General features: G+C 43.1%; 18 protein-coding genes and 1 other RNA gene. 14 read left to right on the forward strand and 5 right to left on the reverse strand.

Annotated features, from left to right (window positions below):
- Positions 1-70 precede the first annotated feature (70 nt).
- Entirely contained in the window at positions 71-382 is a 312-nt protein-coding gene (locus tag AB1Y31_02015; protein MEW4981942.1) for a hypothetical protein, read from the forward strand.
- Positions 383-606: 224 nt separating this feature from the next.
- On the opposite strand, the gene AB1Y31_02020 is transcribed toward AB1Y31_02015, so the two are convergent.
- Complete coding sequence (locus AB1Y31_02020; protein MEW4981943.1) at positions 607-1,845, reverse strand: DUF1329 domain-containing protein; 1,239 nt, start codon at positions 1,843-1,845, stop codon at positions 607-609.
- 249 nt (positions 1,846-2,094) lie between these two features.
- Between AB1Y31_02020 and rnpB the strand changes: the two genes are divergently transcribed.
- The 4 genes from rnpB (at position 2,095) to AB1Y31_02040 (ending at position 6,211) form a co-directional block, all read left to right on the forward strand.
- Positions 2,095-2,456: RNase P RNA component class A (gene rnpB / locus AB1Y31_02025), an RNA gene on the forward strand.
- Between the two features lie 132 nt (positions 2,457-2,588).
- Complete coding sequence (locus tag AB1Y31_02030; protein MEW4981944.1) at positions 2,589-2,762, forward strand: hypothetical protein; 174 nt, start codon at positions 2,589-2,591, stop codon at positions 2,760-2,762.
- Positions 2,763-3,002: 240 nt separating this feature from the next.
- Positions 3,003-5,363 carry an Ig-like domain-containing protein gene (locus tag AB1Y31_02035; protein MEW4981945.1) on the forward strand — a complete coding sequence of 787 codons (2,361 nt, stop codon included), beginning with the start codon at positions 3,003-3,005 and terminating at the stop codon, positions 5,361-5,363.
- Between the two features lie 386 nt (positions 5,364-5,749).
- Positions 5,750-6,211, forward strand: a complete 462-nt coding sequence (locus AB1Y31_02040; GenBank protein ID MEW4981946.1) for a hypothetical protein — start codon at positions 5,750-5,752, stop codon at positions 6,209-6,211.
- Positions 6,212-6,282: 71 nt separating this feature from the next.
- Here the strand turns inward: AB1Y31_02040 and AB1Y31_02045 are convergent, their stop codons facing one another.
- The 3 genes from AB1Y31_02045 to AB1Y31_02055 form a co-directional block, all read right to left on the reverse strand.
- Complete coding sequence (locus AB1Y31_02045; GenBank protein ID MEW4981947.1) at positions 6,283-9,165, reverse strand: M6 family metalloprotease domain-containing protein; 2,883 nt, start codon at positions 9,163-9,165, stop codon at positions 6,283-6,285.
- 185 nt (positions 9,166-9,350) lie between these two features.
- Positions 9,351-9,992, reverse strand: coding sequence for a two-component system response regulator NarL (gene narL, locus AB1Y31_02050; protein ID MEW4981948.1), 642 nt, complete (start codon positions 9,990-9,992; stop codon positions 9,351-9,353).
- Between the two features lie 4 nt (positions 9,993-9,996).
- Positions 9,997-11,697, reverse strand: a complete 1,701-nt coding sequence (locus AB1Y31_02055) for a histidine kinase (protein MEW4981949.1) — start codon at positions 11,695-11,697, stop codon at positions 9,997-9,999.
- A gap of 242 nt (positions 11,698-11,939) precedes the next feature.
- Here AB1Y31_02055 and AB1Y31_02060 point away from each other — a divergent pair, with 242 nt between their 5' ends.
- From AB1Y31_02060 to AB1Y31_02095, 8 genes are all read left to right on the forward strand, one after another.
- Positions 11,940-13,193 (forward strand): nitrate/nitrite transporter, encoded by a 1,254-nt coding sequence (locus AB1Y31_02060; protein MEW4981950.1) that lies wholly within the window; start codon positions 11,940-11,942, stop codon positions 13,191-13,193.
- Positions 13,194-13,280: 87 nt separating this feature from the next.
- Entirely contained in the window at positions 13,281-14,894 is a 1,614-nt protein-coding gene (locus AB1Y31_02065; GenBank protein MEW4981951.1) for an antiporter, read from the forward strand.
- A 109-nt stretch (positions 14,895-15,003) separates the two neighbouring features.
- The gene (locus AB1Y31_02070; protein ID MEW4981952.1) at positions 15,004-18,759 is read left to right on the forward strand and encodes a nitrate reductase subunit alpha; all 3,756 of its coding nucleotides are present in this window, start codon (positions 15,004-15,006) and stop codon (positions 18,757-18,759) included.
- A 12-nt stretch (positions 18,760-18,771) separates the two neighbouring features.
- On the forward strand, positions 18,772-20,307 hold the full coding sequence (narH, locus tag AB1Y31_02075) for a nitrate reductase subunit beta (GenBank protein MEW4981953.1): 1,536 nt from the start codon (positions 18,772-18,774) through the stop codon (positions 20,305-20,307).
- 4 nt (positions 20,308-20,311) lie between these two features.
- Entirely contained in the window at positions 20,312-21,022 is a 711-nt protein-coding gene (narJ, locus tag AB1Y31_02080; protein ID MEW4981954.1) for a nitrate reductase molybdenum cofactor assembly chaperone, read from the forward strand.
- A gap of 19 nt (positions 21,023-21,041) precedes the next feature.
- The gene (gene narI / locus AB1Y31_02085; GenBank protein ID MEW4981955.1) at positions 21,042-21,719 is read left to right on the forward strand and encodes a respiratory nitrate reductase subunit gamma; all 678 of its coding nucleotides are present in this window, start codon (positions 21,042-21,044) and stop codon (positions 21,717-21,719) included.
- 81 nt (positions 21,720-21,800) lie between these two features.
- Entirely contained in the window at positions 21,801-22,598 is a 798-nt protein-coding gene (locus AB1Y31_02090) for a peptidylprolyl isomerase (protein ID MEW4981956.1), read from the forward strand.
- A 32-nt stretch (positions 22,599-22,630) separates the two neighbouring features.
- Entirely contained in the window at positions 22,631-23,857 is a 1,227-nt protein-coding gene (locus AB1Y31_02095; protein MEW4981957.1) for an alginate export family protein, read from the forward strand.
- Positions 23,858-23,992: 135 nt separating this feature from the next.
- Here the strand turns inward: AB1Y31_02095 and AB1Y31_02100 are convergent, their stop codons facing one another.
- Entirely contained in the window at positions 23,993-24,343 is a 351-nt protein-coding gene (locus AB1Y31_02100; protein MEW4981958.1) for a rhodanese-like domain-containing protein, read from the reverse strand.
- A 144-nt stretch (positions 24,344-24,487) separates the two neighbouring features.
- On the opposite strand from AB1Y31_02100, the gene AB1Y31_02105 reads away from it, so the two are divergent.
- On the forward strand, positions 24,488-25,279 hold the full coding sequence (locus AB1Y31_02105) for a phytanoyl-CoA dioxygenase family protein (protein ID MEW4981959.1): 792 nt from the start codon (positions 24,488-24,490) through the stop codon (positions 25,277-25,279).
- Positions 25,280-25,299 lie beyond the last annotated feature (20 nt).

Genomic DNA, 25,299 nt, shown 5'->3' on the forward strand with positions numbered 1-25,299 from the left:
TTATTTTGGATTGAAAATTAGCAGTCACGGGCCTAAAAATTATAACGCTTCATGTGATATGGGAATTAATATGAGAAAAACTACAGTTTTAAATGTTACTTTATTGGCATTAATTTTTAACTACTCTTTTGTAAATGCAAAAGACAGCTTCACAGATGAGCCGAATATGGCTTCCCAGCAATTTGAGCAAACTCGTAGAGGGCCCAGAGAAGAAAAGAGTATCAATTCCTCTCAAGCAAACTTAGTGTTAGACAATAAGGTTTTTCGTCCGCGCCAAAGAGGCGTTCGCGTTAGCCTCGATCAATCCTCTGAAATAAATATTGACGTACATGACTTTAACGAAATTAAAAGGATAAGACGGGGGAAGAGAAAAAACTATTAGTTGTAGATTATGGGCTTGCACTATGAAGTGCATTGTCAAAAGTATACGGTTCTAATAGGCTTGATACCCTTTCTTAACGGATAATTCGGAGAGGGGTTTGATGTTAAGGAAGGGTGAAAACACCGAGCCTGCCTTCTGAGTCATTTCATTATTAGGAAGAAATTAATCGTAATCTCCCCCTAATAATGAAAAATCAAAAAAGACGCTGTATACCTAAATTGTCGTTACTTTCCTCTGCTACGCAAAGACTGGACAGTGAAGTCTTTCTGTTTAACTGAAAGGTGGTTAACCCGTGTTTTCATTTTGAGAGTCGTACAGTGCTGGGCTTCAACATCAATCATTGAAATAAGCGATGGAATAGCAACGCCAGAGCCTTTATTGTGCTCAAGGTGATCATCAGGGTGTGAAAAGCTACTTATTGCGATACGCCAAATTTTATTATTTCTATCATAATAACGCCCGGCGATTGGGATATGTGTTTGAGAATCTACATAGAAAAGGCGTTTAGATAAAGGGTGATCTGCTAATTTTGGTTTAGCCTCTAAGACATAAAGCTCCCTTAGTTGCCATGGCACATTTGGGAAACAATTGCCTTGCCCATGGAAATTCCCAAACTTATACTCACCGGCCTGCGCAGATTCAATTTCTTGCGTATTTGCATTATGTTTATAAAAGGGAGCTAATAAATTTTCAGTGCCCAAATAAGTCCAACTCATGTCGTTGATTCTGCCGTTATAACCAAGAAAATCCTCGATCATAATATCGCTACCTAAGAAAGCATCTGTTGTTTGCCCAGCAGGTAAACGACGAACGCGTCGTTGAACCGATAAGTATAGCCAAGTCCTTTCTCGGGCACTGTCATCCTCTAAGCGGTGAACCAATAATTGCGTATTCTTTAAATCAAACGGTTCTTTTGCTTGCAAGTAAATACCATTAAAAATACTGGCGGGGTTTCTGGGAAGGTCAGGTTTGGGTTGCATTAACAACCGGTGTTTGTAGCGGATGACCTTGCCCACAAATTTAAGCGTACGCTCAACTTTACCGCTTTTCATATTAATGTAATCCCAAATAAAAGGGTCGACTAAAGAGGTGTCTCCACCATAGGCGTAACGCATATTCCAAGCTAATTTCAGCCCTGCTAGTGGATCACTAACAGTTGGTTTTTCAGGGAAGGGAAGGCCATCTTGGTAGTTAAGTATTTGACCCGTTTTAGAATCGATTGAGACAGTCCCTTTGTTTTTTTCTGTTTGCTGTAAAAAAAGTGGGTTCGGTGCGATATCAAAATGCTCTCCCACGGTCACAGATAGCTGGCCTTTTGTTAGTAGGTCCACAACAGGTGGATCTAAATAATCTGCAAATTGTGCAACATTACTTTGGTTAATTAAGCTGCCGGGTATCGGCGTGGCTTGTGCGAGGATAGAAAAGCTCAATGCAATGAGCGATAACACGATGACTTTCTTCATATTTTTAACCCTTCCTTGGTGTAGCTAAATGTATGAGTAAACATTTGGTATAGCTCTTATGTTCACACTTAAGTAATTTGTTAGCGCATAACATTAGCTAATACTGATGAAGTTATCAATGAAAAATTTACTACTTTTGCCGATCAGGCAACTTGATAGGCTTTTAAGGTGTGCCCCATTATCTGTCAGTATGACAATTTTTAAAGAATATAAATTGCTCCAGCGCGTGTTAGTTTGTACACTGCACTCGGAGTTGGCTAGACAGTCGCTCTGCGCAAGCAGGGAGGAAAGTCCGGGCTTCATAGGGCAAAGTGCCAGGTAACGCCTGGGGGGCGCGAGCCTACGGAAAGTGCAGCAGAAAGAAAACCGCCTAAGTCTATTTATAGACCGGTAAGGGTGAAACGGTGCGGTAAGAGCGCACCGCGTGTACGGTAACGTATTACGGCGATGGTAAACCCCACTTGAAGCAAGACCAAATAGAGAAGTGGTAACGCAAGTTACGACGTGTGGCCCACACGGCTTCTGGGTAGGTCGCTCGAGGTGCATAGCGATGTGCATCCCAGATGAATGACTGTCCACGACAGAACCCGGCTTATCGGCCAACTCCACCTATTTCTAAAAAATTGATTTAGCAGGTCGAATGCACGACATGTTATCTACAATAAAGAGATCTTATTTCTTAACTTTTGTGGGTGCTGTGGAGTAGTGCGTTAATGCAAAACTAGGCCCTACTAACTGATAGTATGTTTGGTAAAACAGATAAGGTGCTAGATAGAACAGAGTTGGTTGTGCTCTTGACACCTAGGGTGATTAAAAACGAATTGGATGCGAGGCTTGTCACTCGAGAATTCAAGCGGAAGTTAACGGGTATATACCAAGAACTTGAAAGTGAAGAAGGTACGGCTTCGACAGATTAGGGGCAGTACGTTTAACCCCTCAATTTAAAGATAGTGTTAAGGAAGGGAGTTAGTACGAAAGAACGTTGACCGGCGTTTTCACTGTCGACGGCATAGAGATACATTTGAGAACGGGCTTGCATTAACAGGCCCGTTTTTTTGCCTACAATAAATACGTACTTTAAAAGTATGACTCTGTTCACAGATTATTTTCGTTGTTTCTCTACACTGCTAGGACAGTGTCGATAAACAGGAGTGAACGTGAGAATAATAACCTTAGCCATAATTGCATTAACTGCATCAATGAATGCGCAAGCAGTTCCTGATGAATCAAAAATGTTCGGCGGAGCAGCTCCTTTTACGTTTGATGAAATGCCGAATGGCCGTCTTAAGTCACAGCTTGAAGCGTTACCTGCTCCGGCTAAAAAAAGAGGCATGGCGTGGTTAAATCGTTTTAGCTTTCCTGCCAATGATATTGCGCAGATTCATGTTGATGGTCGCGGCGGGGTTTTCTATCAAGACACTTTACTGCCAGATGATATTAGCCAGGCGGATTTAGAGGCCGATCCAACACTGGAAGGCATTAACCCAACTGATGTTTTTAAACTGCACAGCAGACCCGGTGCTGCAAATGTGGTTTACGTTAATTTTAAAGGCCATACGATTACAGATACCGCCTGGAACTCAAGCGGGCAGTCGAGTTATCAAGCAAAACCATTCAACAAAGACGCTGACCCCAACAGCTTTTCAGTAGCGGAAAGGGCGGATATGGCTGAAATATGGCACCGAATTGCCGAAGATTTTAGTGCCTTTGATATTGATGTCACCACAGAAGCGCCTGCGTCTTTCGGACCAAAAGTTGGCCATCTACTTATTACCAGTAACTCAACGGTAACAGGTGGCGACATGCCGCATCCCAATGCTGGCGGTGTGGCCTATGTTGGTGTTTGGGGTGCATCGTATTATGAATATTACCAACCGGCATTGGTTTATTACGATCAATTGGCATCAGCGCCGTATTATATTTCAGAAGCTGCCTCACATGAATTGGGCCATAACTTAGCACTATCACATGATGGTACAAGTACAGTGGGCTATTACTCGGGGCATGGGACAGGGTTGAGTTCGTGGGCTCCAATTATGGGTGTGGGCTACTATAATAATGTTACTCAGTGGAGTAAGGGTGAATACCCTGATGCAAATAATACTCAAGATGATTTAGCGATTATTAGTGCTCAGCTGTCATTTGCCGCTGATGACCATGCAAATGATCATGCATTTTCAACGGCGTTGATTGTTGACTCGGCTGGTAATATTGCCAGCAGTAATCCTGAGTTTGATCCGCTTAATGCGCGCCCTGACAATAAAGGTATTATTGAAAGTAGTGCTGATACAGATGTTTTCTTTTTCGATACGGCAGCGGGCGATATTAATGTCACCATAACACCTGCATGGGCGGCGTATACACGTTCAAGTAAACGCGGGGCAAACCTTGATATTAAAGCAACCCTTACGGATGGTGCTGGCATTACTATTGTCGACGATTATTTAGATGATACAGAAGCGTTAATTACAGCAAACGTTCCTGCAGGTCGATACTATCTTGAAATCACCGGTGTTGGAAACGGTGCAGTACCGTACTCATCTTATGGTGGTTTAGGCGAATATTTTATTGTCGGCAACGTCGTTCCCACGAGTGCAGATGCAACGGCTCCTAACCCTGATCCAATGTCATTAGCCAGTGCTCCAGTAAGTACTAGCCGCACCAGTATTGAGATGGAGGCAACGGTGGCTTCTGATGACTCAGGTTTTGTTGAATATCAATTTGTTTGTACGACAGGTGGCTTAGGCTGCGTTACCAGTGCATGGCAAACGGAAACGCTATATGTGTCACCGAGTTTAGAGCCAGATACCGAGTATAGCTATCAGGTGAAAGCGCGGGACAGTGTCGGTAATGAAACTGCATTATCGTCTGTATTATCGGCCACAACCTGGGTTAATACGCCACCCGTTAGCGTTGCTGACTCAGCAGAAGTCGACAAAAACGCAAGCGTAATTATTGATGTGCTTATAAATGATAGTGATGCTGACGGCGATACATTGGCTGTTAATAGTATTCCTATGACGGCTGCCAACGGTGATGCCGTGATCAGTGGTAACAATATCTTGTATACGCCAGATGTTGGCTTTGTAGGCACCGATCAATTCTCGTACAGTATTGCAGATGGTTTTAGTGGTTATTCTACTAATGCTGAAGTCACAGTGGATGTGATGGATGTTAACTCAGCGCCAGTAGCCAACCCAGATAGTGCAGAAGTGCTAATACAAGGTAGCGTTGTTATTAATGTACTCGTTAATGATAGCGACCCTGAAGGAGCTCCCTTGTCCATTGTCGCGGTAACAAATGGAGCAAAGGGAACCGTTGTTAATAATTTTAATGGAACGGTGACTTACACGGGGGCAAGTAGAAAGCGCGGTGGTGATACCTTCAGTTATATAGTGTCCGATGGTCAGCTTAATTCTACATCCACAGTGTCTGTATCAATCGTAAAGTCGCTTTCGGGTGGAGATAGTGAAGATGGAGGCGGTGGTGGGCGTTGTCACCCTAAAAGAGGGTGTTAAGTTTATTTTAACCACGTTAGGAATATATTGGGGCTTTGAAGCCTTAACTAAAAAAACCAGCGGCCAATGGCCGCTGGTTTTTTTATGCGTGGTTTAAACTAATCTTTTGCTGAGCTAAATAGGTGAGTGGGCACATAGTAGCCACAGCTTAGCGGTGAAAGAGCAGGCGTAGTAGGGGCTGTAATGTGACTAATTGGTTAACGTTCGAGTTTTGTGGCTGCAGCGAAGCGGAGATCACGCTTGAACGACTTGTATGGTGACTTTATGACGCAGCATGAACAATAATCTCTATATTCAATAAAAATTGAGTGGCGCGCAAAGTGTCACTCTTTTTTTTTGGTATTAATATTGCTTGATTATTCATATAACTAATTTATGAGGTAACCATGAATATTGACATATCGTCTCAATACCAAAGAGTTTCTCAGCTTACCCGCAACTCGATACCGATCGCACACAAAGAGCCTGTTGATAATACATTAAAGAGTACTACAGCAGATACGGTAACGATCAGTAATGATACAAAAAATAAATTGGAACGAACGACTGAAATAATGGCTAAGTATGACCTTAGAAATATATCTCATAATACATTTGAAAAAATGAGTGATGAGCTTCGTAATTCAGGGCTTATGAGTGATCATGAATATTTAATGATGGTAAGACCTAGCAATAATATGGAAGGATTACACAACATGAAAAATGATCCTAACCAACCAATAGACATGATAGCCAGATTTGAAGAACTACTTGATGTACAAACAAGTAGTAATTCGAACCCTAAATTTATCGATAATGACCAGAAACGCCTTGATTCACTGATTTATTTTGAAAGCCGACAAAGTTAACTTTACGGCAAGTAATAGCCAGGGAAAGGATATTACTTGCCGCCTTTACAGCCTAACTAGGTATTAACCGCTTAGAAGACGACGGTCAGCGTATTAGAACAACCCGTTAGGCTACCAGCGGGGCATACTTGATAAATGTACGTTGCGCCACCCTTAGTACCAATGAGGTCAAGGTAGCTATCCGTCTGATTATCAAAAGCTTCCGATGACGTGCCTGTGCGATAAATATCAACCGCTCCATCGTAGCTCCAAGTTAGATCTACTTGCTGCCTGCCTTTTACTTTAGAACCGCTAGCCGAATCCAATGTTGGAGCCCCTGCAATTGGTGTTGCTAATGTTGTAGCGGAGTCCTGATTACTACAAATAAGGGCGCTGGATGGATCAATGCCACAGACTTCATAGCTATACTTGGTTTCTGCTAACAGCCCAGTTATTGAGGTTGAGGTTGAATTGCTTGCGATGCCCGAGTTTATAGTTGTCCCGCTAGCATCAAGAACAGTGTAGCCGCTCTCTCCTGAGCCATCTGTCCAGCTTAAATCAATTTGCGTGTCTGATATAGCTGTCGCGCTTAAGGTAGTGGGTGCGGTAAAGGTAACGTCATCCGTCCAGTCTATGGATATTTGACGGATGCTGATGCTATCAAGATTGCGGTTTCCTCGCGTGGGGTCTGTATCTTCAACCTTGACGAGAACGCTATCAACAACAGAGGAAAGTTCACCTAATAGAATTTGATCGGCGCTTGCTGCCAATTCAAATATAGGGATGTAGCTCTGCCCACCATCAACCGAATAACTAAAGGCAAAATTATCGCCTTCGCTATTGGCTGGCGCAGCAGCATTAACGGAAAGCGTGGTGACTATGCCAGAACCAATATTATCAAATTGCCAGATATGCTCTAGCCGGCTGGTTCGTTTTGATGGCTTACCACCTGACTCCACTTCAGTAAGGGTTTCTGAATCGTTGATGCTAAATGTATTGAGATATGACCCCGTCATGCTGCCGAATGTAGTTGCTTCACCCGAAGCATAACGAATAGGAGGGAGCACCACATCTACGTTGATTGCATTGGAATTTGCAAGCCCACCAGCGTTGAATGCTTGTACATAGTATTCGTGCACGCCATCGGCAACGCCAGTGTCGGTATAAGTGACATTATTGGCAGAAACATTCGCAATTTCACTGCCGTTACGGAAAATGTTGAAACCGTCTTCGTTATCCGAATTGTCGCTCCACTGTAAAGTAACATCACTGACGCCATCATACGTAGCAGACGTTAGAGTTGGCGCTGTGGGTGGGTCAATAGGGCTTAATCCATTGTCATAGTCAAAAGACATGGAGCTGCTAGCGGTGCTTATATTGTATAGGCGGTTTCCGGTTGGGTTTATTGTTCCGCCCTGGTAAGTGTCTGTACTGGGCAAAGTCGTTCCATTAATTTCATCTACACCAGCGGCGTGCCATACGTCATCAGCGTCCCCACGGTTGCGACCCCACTCAAGGTCATATTCGCCATCAGCCTGTAACAAAGCGACGCGGTAATGAGCACCATTAGTAGGCCAAGGTGGAACTTGCCCTGGAAAGCCTTGCGTGTTGTAACCAGCATTGTCATCAATATGCCAAATAGTTAGGCCACCTTGAGTCATTGCTGCATCAAACCCGATGGGTTGACGGTTTTCAATTAATAAGTATTCGCCATTGGGGTAGCCATGATCAATGCGGTAGACAGCAGCAGTATCTTCTGCTTGTTGTAAGCTATATGTGCCAGGGGCACTAATAACGGTTGGACTGACCCAACCAAGATTGATTTTACTCCAAGGAGAGAAATGAGGCGGATAGTGCTGGCTGTTATCAAACCCCCACGAATTTGCCATTAAGCCATAAGAGCCGATGCCTTGGCCTCCGCCGTTTGTGTCATACAGATCAGGCAGACCAAAAAAGTGGCCAGTTTCGTGGGCGATGACGCCGATTCGGCCAATAGCCGAGCCGGAGATGCCCCATAAACTAGGGCTTATATGATAATCAAATACTTTAATACCGGATGTTGAAACCCAAGAAGGTTGAATGGCCCAGCGATGTGACCAAATGCGGTCTGCAGTGTTAGCTCCATCAGTGTCTGTACCGCCCCATTCGGCGCCATATCCAGAATGAATGAATGAAATTGAATCGATATAACCATCATTATCTTGGTCGTATTCGTTAAAATTTAAACCGTGTTCCGTTTCGAGCTTATTAAGGGCCTCTTGTAAGGCTCCCCATAATGTCGAGCTGCCGGATTGGCCATCAGCGTAATAAGCCTCTGTGCCAGAAACATCAATCCAACCTGAAATGGTTGAGTTAAGGGTCATCTGACCATATGAATTTTCGAGGTATACGGCTTTCACACTACCCGTCGGTGCTAGAGCAGGGTCAGGAGTGTCGGCATTAAATAACACATCTATATCAGTGGCGCTCGGGAGTGTGCGAAATTCGTGGTCAGAAAACCGAATCATCACAACGAGGTTCTTGATAGTACCTGATGGTGGAACTTGTTCGGGTGTGCTGGCGCTGCTTTCGCTGGTTGATCCAGGAGCAGAAGCTTTTTGTTGATTTATAATTGATTGAGAAGGGAGGATTCTTTTTTGTAAGCCATTCGCTTTAGGGTTCGATTGGCCAACTTCAAGTTCGGTTGGAATTAAATGCCCACTAGGCCCTTTTTGAGCATAAACATAGCGACCTTTTTCTTTGAGAACAGTGTAACCATTGTTGTCTTCCTGCCAGTGAAAGTGTTCATCGCCTTTGATTTTTAAGACGATTTTGGTGCCATCTGGCTGTGTGGCGTTGATTGGATGTGGACTGGCATTAATTGCAAATACCTCAGTAATGTAACTGAGGGAAATGAAAGCGATTAAGGTAATAAGGAAATATTTTGTATGAAAGGTGGCTTTTGTAGATGATTTTTTAAGTGTAAGTGCAGACATTTCTCAAATCCTTTGGTTGTTAGCGCTATCTTCGTTTGCACAGTATACACTTTGAATTGAATACATGGTTTTACCACTGTATTGATGTACTACAGATAGCATTTTTGCCCAAAATGCTTGTACTCATTTAAAATGAACGCCTAAAGTGACTCAACTAGGTGAGTGAAAATTACGTCGTTAAGCAATCACAAGGTGATTTTGTTTCTAACGGCCCAAACGGCTGCTTCAACTCGAGTTCTAAGAGAGAGTTTCTTTAGGAGGTTCTTAATATGGACTTTAACGGTTGCTTCCGTTATGCCGAGCACCTTTCCGATCACTTTATTGCTGTCGCCCCGTGTAATATGCCTAAGAATTTCAACTTCTCTCTTTGTTAGTTTTTCGAATATTGATGGGGTGCTTGATGATTGCTGTATGGAGCGTGCGACGATTTGAGTGAGAGGGGCGCTAAGAACCAATTCCCCTTCGATTGCCTTGCTGATTTTATCAATAACCTCTTCTGGCTCTGAATCTTTTAGCAGATACCCATCGGCACCAAACTTAAGTGCTTGTAGAACGTCCGTTTCATTGTCTGAGACGGTGAACATGACAATTTTACTGGTTATTTTTGCTTGTCGTAGTTGGTGCAGAGTATCAAGCCCATTCATGCCTTTCATATCTAAATCGAGCAAAATAAGATCAGGGGAGCAAGTGGTTGCGAGAGCAATGGCTTCTTCACCTGAAGAGGCTTCGCATTTCACTTCGAGTTTATCTTCCAGTGAAATTAGTTGCGCAAGGCCTTTTCTTAATAAGGGATGGTCATCGACCAGCATGATTGTTGATATATGCATATGTTTAGCTATTCGTGTTTATTTTGAAGTGCAAAGAAATGAGGGTGCCATGGGGCGTGTTCTGTGTGATTTGTAAGTTCCCATTAAGAGATTTAGCTCTTTCTTGCATGATTTTCAGGCCAAAGTGCCCTTCTTGAGAGGCGTTTTCGGGTAGACCGCAGCCGTCATCGCTTATTTCAACGTACACTTGCGAACCTTCGGTAAGCACATTGACTGTCGCTGCTGAGGCTTGGGCATGCTTGTGTATATTTGATAATGCTTCTCTAATAATCTGAAGTAAATGAATCTCTTGATGTGGGTTCATCGCATTCTCCCCCAATCCATAATGAAACTTAATAATGTAATTACATTTTTCACTGAATTCATTCACCGCATCTTGAAGTGAATTTTGAATTGAATCATTATCTAATTTTAGCCTGAACGTTGTTAAGATTTCTCGTAACTGCTTATAAGCTAAGTTAGTTCCTTTGCTGATTTCTTTAATAGTTGGGGAGATCTGTTCTTGAGTAAGCCCTTTTTGGTATTGTTTATTTAGCAGGCTTATTTGAAGTTTTAGGTAAGAGAGCGACTGAGCAAGTGAGTCGTGAAGTTCCCTAGCGATAACGGCTCGTTCTTCCATAATTTCTAAACGAGTTATTGCGCGCCTTCTATTGGATAATTCATGAGACGTCGCTATTAAGTTACTCATGGCATCGAGTAGTTTGTTTTGCCAAGGCTCCAGCCGTAGTTTAGATTCCGTTTCCCAAATAAGCTGCCCATATTTATGGCCATTTTTCTTGATGGGGTAGATATGCCGTGCCGCCAAATGGGCATTTGGTGAAGTAATGGGGTTGACTACATCTTGGCCAGCTAAGCTGAGTGAAATTGAGCCGGCACTTAATGTTTTTTCAAGTTCAAAAAGCAAAGGGCTTAAGTTGCCAGACTGCTCAATTGCTGAAAGGCTATGGGCTGAACGATAAAGTATGCTGAGGGAGCGGTTAGTTTGTTCGAGTTCCGCTGTTTTAGAGGCGACCTTCTTTTCAAGCTCTTGATGGCTAAGTGACAGTTGTTTGCTCATGTTGTTAAGGCTTATTCCGAGGAGGCCTATTTCGCCGCTTGCGCGTTCATCTGCTTGGGGGCTGAAATTCCCTCGACCGGCTTCTTTAGCCACTAATAAGAGCTGCTTGAAAGGGGTGATGAGTCTATCGTGAGAACGATAAAGAGCGGTACTGCTGACCGCCACCATCAAAAAAAGTCCAAGGTACTGGATGATTCTTAATAACTGAACATGTTTCTCAGTTTCACGCTGAAAGTAGCTGACTAAACTATCAAGCTCGCTAATAAATAGGTCAGATTCAGCATTTGAATAAGCAGCAGTTTGTATTTTTTGCCACCTTGTTTCAATGCGGGTAAATAGAGTCGCTAGAACTTGATCAGATTTGAAGTCACGTTGACTTCTACTCCTTACACCGTCGAGACGCTTTTGAAAGTCGTTCAGTTCTTTTTTTAAAAGAGCTGTATCGCTTGAGAAGTGAGCTACTGACATCCGTACGGCTAACATTCTTAACGAGCCGGCGGTGTTTATTTGTGCAGCATTCTCATTGACTCTTTCGGAAACAATAATAGAAGACACCATGCCCGCTAAAGCAAGGGTAATGAGTAAAACTAATACTTGGCTTACGCGGGTGACCAGAGATGTATGGCGCGTGGGTGAGTGGGTCTGCATATTGTAATAAGTATTTTTAAGGTCTTAGGGAGTTTACTACTACTTTATACCTTGAGATCTGAATAGTAGCGAAGGGTTTTGTTTAATAATATTAAAACATCTTAAATATCAATTAGATAGCTTTGTTTGGCGAGTACAACTTTAGTGGTAGTTTGTGGTGTTTCCAGCGATTTTCTGATCTTTAAAGCTTATAAATTACTTCTATAATGCAAAAAAATTAAGAGGGTATTACGGAAAATATTATGGCAACACATACACAAAAGCAGTGGTCAGTATTGACGATGAACACCGTCGCATTCGCATGTAACTTTGCGGTGTGGACAATGTTTTCGATCATTGGGCTAAAAATCAAGGATGAGTTGGGTCTAAGCGATACCCAGTTTGGTGTGTTGGTGGCAACGCCAATTCTGACAGGCTCTATTACTCGTTTGCCGTTAGGCATTCTTACCGACCGCTTTGGTGGTCGTATTGTCTTTTTCATTCAAATGGTTTTGGTTGCGGCAGCAACTTATGGCTTGGCTCTGGCTACTGAATATTGGCAGTATTTGTTGGCGGGGCTATTTGTTGGCCTAGCCGGTGGGTCATTTGCGATTGGTATTGCCTATACATCTGCTTGGTTTGATAAAAACCGGCAGGGTACTGCACTGGGTATTTTTGGTGCAGGTAATGCTGGTGCGGCGATTACAAACTTGGTTGCGCCCTTGATTGTGGTAGCTGCTGGCTGGCAAATGGTGCCAAAGGTTTATTCAGTTGCGATGTTAGTTATGGCGATTGCTTTCTGGTTTCTTACTTATGACGACCCCATGCAGGAGGAGCGTAAACGGACCGGTACACATAAGAAGTTATCGGAGCAGTTAGCCCCTTTAAAAGAGCTTAGAGTGTGGCGTTTTGGTCTTTATTATTACTTTGTCTTCGGTGGTTTTGTCGCGCTGGCACTTTGGTTGCCAAAGTATTACGTCGGCGAGTATGGAATGGACCTTAAAACGGCTTCATTTATCACAATTCTGTTTACGCTACCGTCGGGCTTGGTTCGAGCATTAGGTGGCTATGTTTCGGATAAAGCGGGTGCGCGGGTAGTGAACTGGTGGGTTTTTTGGGTTTCTGCAGCATGCCTGTTCTTTCTTTCTTATCCAAACACGAGTTTCATTATCCATGGTATGGAAGGTGATATGGCCTTCGATATCAATCTAGCCGTATGGCCATTTACTGCACTTATTTTTGTAGTGGGTATTGCGATGGGCTTTGGTAAAGCCAGTGTTTATCGAATTTTGCATGATTACTACCCTGAAAACATGGGTTCTGTCGGCGGTATGGTAGGTGTGCTAGGTGGTTTAGGCGGCTTTACGTTACCAATCCTCTTCGGCTTGCTTTCAGACTACACCAATATTCGTACGTCTTGCTTTATGTTGCTGTTCGGTTTGGTAGCGGTATGCATGATTTGGATGAACTACTCTATTTTGCAATTGAAAAAAGAGAGTGAATTACTAGGGCAGTAGTTATAGGCCTGGCTATTGAATATTCAATAGCCAGGTTTGATTTTAATTTAAAGGTTTGATTGTTTTTTTTCACAACAGGAGTGAATTGTGTCAGATATTAAAAAGTGGGATGTAGAAGATCCTAAATTTTGGGAGGAAGAGGGCAAAGCGATTGCGAATAGAAATCTGTGGATTTCGATTCCAAGCTTACTTTGCGGTTTTGCGGTTTGGCTGTACTGGGGGATTATCACCGTACAAATGCTAAACATTGGCTTTCCTTTTGAGAAGTCGGAATTATTCACCTTGATGGCGATTGCTGGCCTCACAGGTGCAACACTACGAATTCCAAGCAGCTTCTTTATTCGTATTTGCGGTGGTAGGAATACTATTGTTTTTACAACGGCGTTATTAATGTTGCCAGCGGTTGGTGCAGGTATTGCGTTATCAGACCCAACCACACCTTTATGGGTTTTCCAGATCCTAGCTTTATTATCAGGTTTTGGTGGTGGTAACTTTGCTTCATCTATGTCAAACATCAGCTTCTTCTTCCCTAAAAAGCAGCAGGGTTTAGCGCTAGGTTTGAATGCAGGCTTGGGTAACTTTGGTGTAACCACCATGCAAATTCTGGTGCCATTAGTGATGACACTGGGTTTATTTGGTTCATTTGGCGGTGATTCAATGGTGCTACAAAGCGGTAGCGGTACATTGATTGGCAAAATTCCAGCCGGTACAGAAACCTGGATTCAAAATGCCGGTTTTGTTTGGCTATTATTTTTAGTGCCACTAGCAGCGGTTGGCTGGTTTGGTATGAACAATATTCGCGCTGAACACGTATCACCGGGTTTAGGCAGTCCATTAGGTTCAATTTCAAAAATAATCATGATGCTGTCGATTGCCTTTGCAGTGGCTATTTTTGGTTTATGGTTGCTATTACCAGAGGCTACAAATGGTTCAGGTTGGGGTGTTCCAAAAGAAATCGTACTAGTTATAGTTATTAACTTAACGGTTTTGCTTTTGAAACTCATTCCAGGTGAAATTGGTTCAAGCCTTAAGCGTCAATATAAGATTTTTAACAATATTCATACTTGGGTGATGAGCACAATTTACACCATGACATTTGGTTCTTTTATTGGTTTCTCTGCTGCCTTCGCATTATCAATTAAAGTTATTTTTGGTTATCAACATGTGATGGTTGATGGTGTGATGAACCATGACCTGATCAACACAAATGGCCCAAGTGCATTGATGTACGCTTGGATGGGGCCGTTTATTGGTGCGTTAATTCGGCCAGTGGGTGGTTGGATAGCTGACAAAATGGGCGGCGCTAAAGTGACGCAAATCTGTGGGTTAGCAATGGTTGGTAGTGCCTTAGGTGTTGCTTACTATATGAAAGCAGCTTACAGCTCAGCAACACCTGAAGAATACTTTGTCGAATTTTTAATCTTATTCCTGATTCTTTTTGCAGCAACAGGGATTGGTAATGGCTCAACATTCCGCACCATTGCGATGGTTTTCAATAAAGAACAAGCGGGCCCAGTGCTGGGTTGGACATCAGCGGTAGCTGCCTACGGTGCTTTCTATATTCCTAAAGTATTGGGTGAGCAGATTAAGTTAACAACACCCGAAAATGCGTTATATGGTTTTGCTATTTTCTACGCAGTTTGTTTAGCGCTTAATTGGTGGTTTTACTTAAGGAAGGGTGCTGAGTTTCATAATCCTTAATAGAGCATATATAGGTTAAATGACAACAGCTGAGCTTTGGGTTGGTTGTTGTCATATTTTAAAAAAAGTGGTTTGCATTGCAGTTTAGTCAGAATCAATGGAGAGAAGAATGAGTCAATTTCTTGATCGGTTACAGTTTTTTAAGAAAAAAGTAGGTGAGTTTTCAGATGGTCACGGTGAAACGACCAATGAAAGCCGCGAATGGGAAGATAGTTATCGCCAGCGTTGGCAGCATGACAAGGTTGTTCGTTCCACCCACGGTGTAAACTGTACGGGCTCTTGCTCATGGAAAATTTACGTTAAAAATGGGTTGGTTACTTGGGAGACACAGCAGACTGATTATCCTAGAACGCGCCCAGATTTACCTAACCATGAGCCTAGAGGTTGCCCACGTGGAGCAAGTTATTCGTGGTATCTCTATAGTGCAAATCGCCTGAAATACCCAAAAGTTCGCAAACCTTTATTAAAACTCTGGCGTGAGGCGAGGCGTACGATGGAGCCTGTAGCCGCTTGGGCTTCAATTGTTGAAGATAAAGAAAAAGCTGACTCTTATAAATCTAAACGTGGATTGGGTGGTTTTGTTCGTTCTAGTTGGGATGAGACGAATGAAATAATCGCGGCAGCGAATGTTTACACGGCTAAGGAGTTTGGCCCAGATAGAATTATTGGCTTCTCTCCAATTCCTGCGATGTCGATGGTTTCTTATGCTGCTGGTTCTCGTTATTTGTCACTGATTGGTGGTGTTTGCCTTAGCTTCTATGATTGGTATTGCGATTTACCGCCTGCCTCACCAATGACTTGGGGCGAGCAAACGGACGTGCCTGAATCAGCTGATTGGTACAACTCTAACTACATTATCGCTTGGGGTTCTAACGTTCCTCAAACAAGAACACCCGACGCTCACTTTATGACAGAAGTTCGATATAAAGGAGCTAAAACGGTATCAATCACCCCCGATTATTCAGAAGTTGCGAAATTGACTGATGAATGGTTAAACCCTAAGCAGGGAACAGATGCCGCGTTGGCAATGGCTTTCGGTCATGTCATTTTAAGAGAGTTCCACCTAGATAACCCCAGTGAATACTTTACGGATTATGTCCGTCAGTACACGGATATGCCGATGTTGGTTGTGTTGGATAAACACGATGAAACATCGTTGAAATCGGCTCGTTTCTTACGAGCTTCTGATCTAGTGGATAACCTTAATCAGGAAAATAACCCTGAATGGAAGACGATTGGCTTAGATGAAACGACTGACCAATTGGTTTCTCCGCAAGGTTCTATTGGTTATCGTTGGGGTCAAAAAGGCAAATGGAATATTGATGAGCGTGAAGGGCTAGAAGGAAAAGAGACAAAACTTAAACTATCGTTGATTGGAGGTGATGTTTCTGCCGTTTCTTTCCCTAACTTTGGAGCCGACAGTTCTAATAAGCACTGGCAGGCAGGTGGTCATGACGAGATTTTAGTCAAAAATGTACCGACCAAAAAGATCACAGGGGCTAATGGCGAAGAGTTAGTTATTACAACCGTTTATGACCTGATGATGGCTAATTACGGCCTTGATCGTGGGCTGGGTGGTGACAATGTTGCCGCCAGTTTTGATATTGATGTTCCAGGCTCACCGGCTTGGCAGGAAAAAATCACCGGCGTTGCGCCAGACAAAGTCATAAAAATTGCACGTGAATTTGCGGATACTGCGAATAAAACCCGCGGCAAATCGATGATCATCATTGGTGCCGCGATGAATCACTGGTACCACATGGACATGAACTACCGTGGCGTTATTAATATGTTGATGATGTGTGGTTGTATTGGTCAATCAGGTGGTGGCTGGGCGCATTATGTTGGGCAGGAAAAATTACGTCCACAAACAGGCTGGTTACCGTTAGCCTTTGGTCTCGATTGGTCGCGTCCACCGCGCCAAATGAATGGCACGTCTTTCTTCTATAACCACTCTTCACAGTGGCGTCATGAGAAAGTGAACGTGCATGAAGTTTTATCGCCATTGGCGGATAAAAGTGAGTTCCCTGAGCATATGCTCGATTACAACATTAAGGCAGAGCGTTTGGGCTGGTTGCCATCCGCGCCACAGCTAAACCGTAATCCACTGCAAATTACTAAAGATGCAGCAGCAGCCGGTATGGAGCCAAAAGATTACGTTGTTGAGCAGCTTAAAAGTGGCGGGTTAAAATTTGCCGCAGAAGCACCAGATGCTCCGGAAAATTTCCCACGTAATATGTTTATTTGGCGTTCAAATTTACTCGGTTCTTCGGGTAAAGGGCATGAATATATGCTCAAGTATTTATTGGGTGCTAAAAACGGCGTTATGAATGATGACTTAGGTCAGCAAGGTGGTTTTAAACCCGGCGAGGCTGAATGGGTTGACGAGGGCGCAACAGGCAAACTGGATTTAGTGACAACACTGGATTTCAGAATGTCATCGACCTGTATGTATTCAGATATCGTTTTACCTACGGCCACGTGGTATGAAAAAGATGATTTGAATACCTCCGATATGCACCCCTTTATTCATCCGCTGTCGACCGCTGTTGACCCTGCGTGGGAATCTAAGTCAGATTGGGATATTTATAAAGGCATTGCCAAGAAATTTGCAGAGGTTTCTGTGGGTGTGCTCGGTGTAGAGAAAGATTTAGTGACTGTTCCGTTGCTTCACGATACAGCAGGAGAATTGGCGCAGCCGTTTGATGTTAAAGACTGGAAAAAGGGCGAATGTGACCTGATTCCAGGCGTTACCGCGCCCAATATGGTAGTGGTTGAACGGGACTACCCTAATATTTATAAGAAATTTACCTCACTAGGGCCGCTGCTTGAAAAGTTGGGCAACGGTGGTAAAGGTATCGGCTGGAATACCGAAGAAGAAGTTAAGTTGTTGGGTGAGCTGAATTATCGCAACACAGATGAAGGCGTTAGCGAAGGTCGTCCAAAAATCGAATCAGCCATTGATGCTTGTGAAACTATTTTGACCTTAGCGCCAGAAACCAACGGCAATGTAGCGGTTAAAGCATGGGAAGCGATGGGTGAGTTTACCGGTATTGATCACACTCATCTTGCGAAACCTAAGCAAGATGAGAAGATTCGTTTCCGCGATATTCAGGCGCAACCTCGGAAGATTATTTCATCGCCGACCTGGTCAGGTTTGGAAGATGAGCATGTTAGCTACAACGCGGGTTACACCAATGTGCATGAGCTGATCCCTTGGAGAACAATAACAGGTCGTCAGCAGTTCTACCAAGACCACAAGTGGATGCAAGCTTTTGGTGAGCAAATGATGTCTTACCGACCACCCGTCGATACCAAAACCATTGACGTCGTTAAAGGCACCAAAGATAACGGTAATAAAGAGATCTTGCTGAACTGGATTACACCGCATCAAAAATGGGGTATTCACAGTACCTATACTGATAACTTACTGATGTTGACGCTATCACGTGGTGGCCCAATTATTTGGCTGAGTGAGGTTGATGCTAAAGAGGCGGATATTGAAGATAACGACTGGGTTGAAGTTTTTAATGCCAATGGTGCGCTGACTTGTCGTGCCGTTGTTTCGCAACGAGTTAACCAAGGCATGGTGATGATGTATCACGCTCAAGAACGTATCGTTAATATTCCGGGCAGTGAAATGACAGGCACTCGCGGTGGGCATCATAACTCGGTCACACGAGTGATTATGAAACCAACGCATATGATTGGTGGTTATGCTCAGCAATCATGGGGCTTTAACTATTACGGAACAGTGGGTTGTAATCGTGACGAAATGGTTGTGGTTAGAAAAATGGGTAAAGTTGACTGGCTGGAAGGTTCAGACAGTGACGAGCTTCCTCAACCACTTCCACAAACCGTATAAGGAGACAATACAATGAAAATACGTTCACAAGTTGGCATGGTATTGAATCTCGATAAATGTATCGGTTGTCATACCTGCTCTATTACATGTAAAAACGTTTGGACCTCTCGCGAAGGGGTTGAATACGCATGGTTTAACAACGTTGAAACCAAACCGGGTATTGGTTACCCGAAAGAATGGGAAAATCAAGATAAATGGAAAGGTGGTTGGATTAAGAAAGCAGACGGCTCCATTGAGCCAAAAATTGGCGGTAAATTTCGTGTGTTAGCGAATATTTTTGCCAATCCAGACCTGCCTGAAATCGATGACTACTATGAACCATTTGATTTTGATTACCAGCATTTGCATACCGCACCAGAATCGGCTCACCAGCCGACTGCTCGCCCAAGATCTTTGATCACCGGCAAGCGGATGGAAAAAATCGTTTGGGGCCCTAACTGGGAAGAAATTCTTGGTACTGAGTTTGAAAAACGCAGCAAAGATAAAAACTTCGACAATATGCAGAAGGAGATGTACGGCGAATTTGAAAATACATTCATGATGTATTTGCCGCGCCTGTGCGAGCATTGTCTGAATCCTACGTGTGTTGCCGCCTGTCCTTCTGGCGCGATTTATAAGCGTGAAGAAGATGGTATTGTGTTGATTGATCAGGACAAATGCCGTGGCTGGCGTATGTGCGTCAGTGGTTGCCCTTACAAAAAGATTTACTTTAACTGGAAATCAGGAAAATCTGAAAAATGTATTTTCTGTTACCCAAGAATTGAAGCGGGACAACCAACCGTTTGCTCGGAAACATGTGTCGGTCGAATCCGTTATTTGGGTGTGCTGCTTTATGATGCAGACAAGGTTAAAGAGGTTGCTTCAACCACTTCAGATGTTGATCTGTATGAAAAACAGCTAGAAATTTTCCTTGATCCGAATGATCCAAAAGTTATTGAACAAGCGAAAAAAGATGGTATCGCCGATTCAATTATCGAAGCCGCTCAGAAATCACCGGTTTATAAAATGGCGGTTGACTGGAAGTTGGCATTGCCACTTCACCCAGAATATAGAACGCTGCCAATGGTTTGGTATGTACCCCCTCTAAGCCCAATTCAGAGCGCGGTAGATGCTGGGCAACTGGGTAAAGCAGGCGTGATCCCAGATATTGACTCATTACGTATTCCACTAAAATACTTGGCTAATTTATTAACCGCAGGCGATGAGAAACCGGTTTCATTAGCACTTAAAAGGTTGCTAGCGATGCGTGCTTACAAACGAGCTGAGAATGTTGAAGGCATTGAAGATTTAGAAGTGCTTGAGCAAGTTGGCTTGAATAAGAAGCAGGTTGATGAAATGTATCGTTACTTAGCCATTGCTAACTACGAAGATCGTTTTGTTGTTCCTTCTGGACACCGCGAGTTGAATATTCCAGAAGCGTTTGATGAAAAAGGCGGCTGTGGCTTTACTTTTGGTAATGGCTGTAGTTCAGGCAACAATGACTTGAATATGTTCGGTGCTAAAAAAACCACTAGCCAACCGGTCGTCTTTAAAATGAATAGGGAGTAAGCCAATGTATATTTTAAAAGTTATTTCACGCTTATTGGACTACCCGTCTCAATCATTGAACGAGCATTCTGATGAACTTGTTACTGTCGTTAATGACAGTAACTTATCGGCAGACAATAAACAGCAGTTGGTCGCTTTTATTAACACCTTAGCGGCGACAGATCTGTACGACTCACAAGAGCGTTATGATTTGCTGTTTGAACGAGGCCGTTCACTGTCGCTGTTGTTGTTTGAACACGTTCACGGGGAATCGAGAGACCGTGGTCAGGCGATGGTTGATTTGATGGCGGAATATGCAGAGCATGGTTTTGACGTTCATTCAGAGCAGATGCCAGATTATATTCCACTGTACCTCGAATTCCTTAGTGAACAGGATGAATCGTATGTGCATGAATGGTTGGGTGATGTTAGCCATATTCTGACGGTCTTGAGTGAACGACTGCTTGACCGTGAATGTGATTATCGAATTCTGTTTGAATCGCTTATTGAATTATCCGGTGCAACCGTTGAGCGTGAAAAAATTGCTGAAGCTGTTAAAAAAGAGCAGCCAGATGACACCATGGAGGCGATTGATAAAGCCTGGGAAGATAAGGAAATTCGTTTTGATGACCCTATCGAATCGGGTTGTGAGTCATCCTGCAGCGGTGGTTACTCAGCAGCAACAGAAGCACCTGTTACATGGCATAAAGCAGCGGAAAGCACTGCTGCAAGATAGCTAGATAAAGGAGAATATAATGTCTTATTTAAATAATTTACTTTTTGGGATTTATCCCTACATCGCAATTTTTGTTTGCCTACTGGGCTCATGGATCCGGTTTGATCGTGAAGCCTATACCTGGAAAGCCGGTTCAAGCCAAATGCTCAACTCGAAAGGAATGCGCGTTGCCAGTAACCTTTTCCATGTTGGCGTTATCTTTGTCTTAATGGGGCACTTTGTTGGCCTATTAACGCCAGAGGCGATTTATCATGTTTTTATTAGTACGGAAAACAAACAGTTGCTGGCTATGGTGAGTGGTGGTTTTTTTGGACTTATTTGCCTGGTTGGTTTGGTCATGCTACTTAAGCGTCGCTTAACTGATCCACGCGTTCGCGCCACGTCGAGTAACTCTGATATTTTTATTTTGGGCTTATTGTTGGTGCAACTGGTGTTGGGGCTTTTGACTATCATCGCGTCAGCAAGTCATATGGATGGTTCGGTGATGGTGCTACTCGCCACTTGGGCACAAAGTATTGTTACTTTCCAAGCTGTGCAAGCTGCGCAAGCGATTGAGTCTGTTGGAATCATTTATAAACTACATGTTTTTGTCGGTCTGACGATGATTCTAGTGTTCCCATTTACCCGTTTAGTACACATGATCAGTGCGCCAATCTGGTATTTGGGTCGTCGTTACCAAATTGTTAGGCAGCGTTAAGAGTTTATTTGCTTGAATTGGGAGCGTGTTGAACGTTCTTGATTCAAGGTCATTTATCAAACCAAATTGAAGAGAGAAAAAATGAGCCATTGCACACTACATTCAAATGAGGCTGCTAACCTGTCTTTGCCCGAAATACGAGTTAATGGTGTTTTGTTAGATGAAGCGCTTTATGCACAGGAATTGCAATATCATCAGGCCGAAACACTGGATTCTGCACTTCAAAAGGCGGGGCAGGCACTCGTTATTCGGCAGCTTTTAATGAATGAAGCTGGGAACGATGCAGCTAATGATGAAGAGGCTGCAATTCAGTTACTTGTCGAGAAAAACAGCTCATTCGTTGAGCCTTCGGAGAGTGATTGTAGCCGTTATTTTGAAAATAATAGTGAGCGCTTTAAAACAGAAGTGTTAATGGAAGTTGACCATATTTTGTTGGCCGCACCGAAAGATGATGTTGAAGAGAGAAGTGCGGAAAAATTGAAGGCTGAATCCATTATCGAGCAGCTGAAAGAGGATATTTCACTGTTTCCAACATTAGCGGAACAGTATTCAATTTGCCCGTCTAAGAAAATGGGTGGTTCACTTGGGCAGATCGGTAAAGGACAAACAGTCCCTGAATTTGAAAAGCAACTGGTTAGGCTACCTGAGGGTTTGGCAAAAATAGCTATTGAAAGCCGTTACGGTTTTCACGTTGTAAGGGTTAATAGAAAAGTAGACGGTAAACAGCTTGAATACCCAATGGTTGCTGAAAAAATAAAACACTACCTTACTCAGAAAGCGTCTCAGCTTTCTATTCAAGGCTACATTCAATCACTGGTGGAAAAGGCTGAAATTGAAGGGCTTCAAATTGCTTTTAGTGATACGAATATCATTATTTAACACAGTATTTTTATAAACAAAAGGACATGAAAATGAAACTAAGTAAACTAGCCGCAGCTATATCTATTGCTGCTCCACTAGCCCTTGCATCGTCGCTGACACAAGCGTCTGACTCACTCTTGATCGCGCCTGAAATGGGAAAAATTAATTTTGATGCGCGTCTTCGTTATGAAGATGTTGATGATAATTCAGCTAAAAAAGATGCCGATGCATTAACAGCAAGCATTCGTTTGGGTTATTTAACACCGGATTTTAATGGCTTTAAAGCGTATGCCGAAGTTGAATCCACAACACCATTGGGTAGTCGTGATTATAACGATAAGCGTCTTAACGTAGGATCAGATCGAAGCCAGTACTCAGTTATCGCTGACCCTGACAATAGCAGCGAACTCAACCGTGCATGGATTGCATATTCAGGTTTTGACGATACCTTAATTAAGTTAGGTCGTCAGCGTATTATTCTTGATAATTCCCGTTTTGTAGGTAATGTTGGTTGGCGTCAAAATGAACAAACTTATGATGCACTAACCATTGTGAATACCTCACTAACAGACACTCAAATTATCGTGAGCTATGTTAATAATGTTCAAACGATTCTAGGCACACACTTTGAAGCGGATGTTCCCGTTTTTAATATTAAGTACTCAGGCTTACCTTTTGGTGATTTAACGGCTTATGGTTACTTTGTTGATGTGGCTGCTTCTGGTGCAACTGACCGCGACACGTTGGGTCTACGCTTTAATGGTTCAACTAAGGTGTCAGATGTGTTATCGGTACTTTATACCGCTGAATATGCACAACAAGATATTGATCGAGCAGCTTCAAGTAGTGAAGATGCTGATTATTATCTGTTAGAAGGTGGTGTGAAGTTTGCGGGTATTACTGCGAAAATCTCTCGTGAAGTACAAGAAGGGCATAAGGGCGAAACGGACGCATCTTTTAAAACACCTTTAGGAACTAACCATAAATTCAATGGTTGGGCTGATCAGTTCTTAGGAACACCTGATGATGGCTTAGAAGATACTTACTTAACTCTTAGCACCAAAGTAGCGGGTGTTAAATTAATGGCTGTTTACCATGACTTTGAAGCTGAAGATAGCGGCATGGATTACGGCAATGAACTTGATTTATTAGCGGTTAAAAAATTCGGTAAAAACTATAAAGTTCTTGTTAAATATGCTGCTTATGACCGTGGTGATTCAACCAGTGGTAAAGAAGACAGCGACAAATTATGGATTCAAGGCGAAGTATCGTTTTAGAATTGGATCGTATGTAAAAAAGGCCCTGATCAAATCAGGGCCTTTTTTTGAAACCTACTAACGCTTCATAATAGAAAGGAGTGGCATAAGTAAGGGTGAACTATTGTGGCTATATTCGTTCAGAAAGTTGTAGCTTTAGTCAAAGGTGGCTTTTATATCATCAAATTTTGCAGTTATGGCGTGTACATTGCTGTAGCCCATTTCTTGTAACCTTACGGCGGCTAGTGAGGCGCGACCACCGGCGGCACAATGTATTAAAATCAGGCTGTCGGCCTCGCCACAATGCTGTTGAATTTTCATTTCTAATAAGCCACGAGGAATGTTGATTGAACCATCTATCTTAGATTTGGCCGCTTCTTGAGGTTCACGCACGTCAAGTAGTACGGCAGAAGTAGTGGTATCAAACAGCGTTTTTGCATCGGCTATATTTAAACAATTACAATTTTGTTGTGCCTCGGCGATAAATTCACTGGCTGGCTTTATCATGTTTGGACTCCTGTTGGTTTCGTGAGGTGAACGTTAACCTTACTTTGAAATGAGCGTTAAATGCATAGAGCTTGTTTGATTCATGTCATTCTTTGTCGTTACTAAATGAATAAAGGGTAACTTTATAATGCGTATAATAGCGCCATGATAGGTGTTAAAACAATAAGCCCAGAAACTAATTTAACCGATAGCCAGTACCAAGATTTCCAGCGAGATGGTTATTTAAAGGTTAGTGGTCTAGCGGCTAAAGAATTACAGATAAGAATGCTTAGTAGCATTCAATCATCCCTTGCGCCGGCCGTTTCCCCTTTGGAGTATGAAGCTGATGTGCATTACCCTGGCGCACCTGAAAGTCGAATTTCAGTGGGTGGTGATACGCCGCGGCGCTTATTAAACGCGTATGCACGTGATGACGTTTTTCGAGAATGGGCGCATACAACGGAGATAGTGCAAACAGTTAAACAATTACTCGGTTCGGATGATGTGCTGTTAACGCAAAATCACCATAACTGCGTGATGACTAAGATGCCTAAATTTAGTAGTAAAACAGAATGGCATCAAGATATTCGTTATTGGAATTTTTCACGCCCAGAGCTGGTTAATGTCTGGTTGGCGTTGGGTGATGAGCATCGTGAGAATGGCGGCATGAAGTTTATTCCTGGTAGCCATGCGATGAATTTTGAGCGTGATCGGTTGGATGAAAATTTATTTCTTCGACAAGATTTGCCTGAAAATCAAACGATACTGGCGACAGTGGTAGAACTGGAATTACAGGCAGGAGACGTGTTGTTCTTTCATTGCCGTACCTTTCATGCGGCGGGCGCAAATAAGACTGATAAGCCTAAATATTCGGTGGTGCTGAGCTATCATGCGGCGGATAACCTAGCTATTGAGGGTACACGCTCAACTCGCTTGGATAGTATCGTAATAGATTAAGCGTTTATTGAGTGAGGCAA

Source organism: Cycloclasticus sp. (assembly GCA_040743155.1).
Classification (GTDB): Bacteria; Pseudomonadota; Gammaproteobacteria; order Methylococcales; family Cycloclasticaceae; genus Cycloclasticus.

What these genes read in the sequence shown, in the direction of transcription:
- narJ (MEW4981954.1), top strand. Translation starts at nt 20,312, where the DNA reads ATGTATATTTTAAAAGTTATTTCACGCTTATTGGACTACCCGTCTCAA.
- AB1Y31_02055 (MEW4981949.1), bottom strand. Translation starts at nt 11,697, where the DNA reads ATGCAGACCCACTCACCCACGCGCCATACATCTCTGGTCACCCGCGTA.
- AB1Y31_02100 (MEW4981958.1), bottom strand. Translation starts at nt 24,343, where the DNA reads ATGATAAAGCCAGCCAGTGAATTTATCGCCGAGGCACAACAAAATTGT.
- AB1Y31_02045 (MEW4981947.1), bottom strand. Translation starts at nt 9,165, where the DNA reads ATGTCTGCACTTACACTTAAAAAATCATCTACAAAAGCCACCTTTCAT.
- narL (MEW4981948.1), bottom strand. Translation starts at nt 9,992, where the DNA reads ATGCATATATCAACAATCATGCTGGTCGATGACCATCCCTTATTAAGA.
- AB1Y31_02105 (MEW4981959.1), top strand. Translation starts at nt 24,488, where the DNA reads ATGATAGGTGTTAAAACAATAAGCCCAGAAACTAATTTAACCGATAGC.
- narH (MEW4981953.1), top strand. Translation starts at nt 18,772, where the DNA reads ATGAAAATACGTTCACAAGTTGGCATGGTATTGAATCTCGATAAATGT.
- AB1Y31_02015 (MEW4981942.1), top strand. Translation starts at nt 71, where the DNA reads ATGAGAAAAACTACAGTTTTAAATGTTACTTTATTGGCATTAATTTTT.
- AB1Y31_02070 (MEW4981952.1), top strand. Translation starts at nt 15,004, where the DNA reads ATGAGTCAATTTCTTGATCGGTTACAGTTTTTTAAGAAAAAAGTAGGT.
- AB1Y31_02030 (MEW4981944.1), top strand. Translation starts at nt 2,589, where the DNA reads ATGTTTGGTAAAACAGATAAGGTGCTAGATAGAACAGAGTTGGTTGTG.
- AB1Y31_02060 (MEW4981950.1), top strand. Translation starts at nt 11,940, where the DNA reads ATGGCAACACATACACAAAAGCAGTGGTCAGTATTGACGATGAACACC.
- AB1Y31_02020 (MEW4981943.1), bottom strand. Translation starts at nt 1,845, where the DNA reads ATGAAGAAAGTCATCGTGTTATCGCTCATTGCATTGAGCTTTTCTATC.
- AB1Y31_02095 (MEW4981957.1), top strand. Translation starts at nt 22,631, where the DNA reads ATGAAACTAAGTAAACTAGCCGCAGCTATATCTATTGCTGCTCCACTA.
- narI (MEW4981955.1), top strand. Translation starts at nt 21,042, where the DNA reads ATGTCTTATTTAAATAATTTACTTTTTGGGATTTATCCCTACATCGCA.
- AB1Y31_02040 (MEW4981946.1), top strand. Translation starts at nt 5,750, where the DNA reads ATGAATATTGACATATCGTCTCAATACCAAAGAGTTTCTCAGCTTACC.
- AB1Y31_02090 (MEW4981956.1), top strand. Translation starts at nt 21,801, where the DNA reads ATGAGCCATTGCACACTACATTCAAATGAGGCTGCTAACCTGTCTTTG.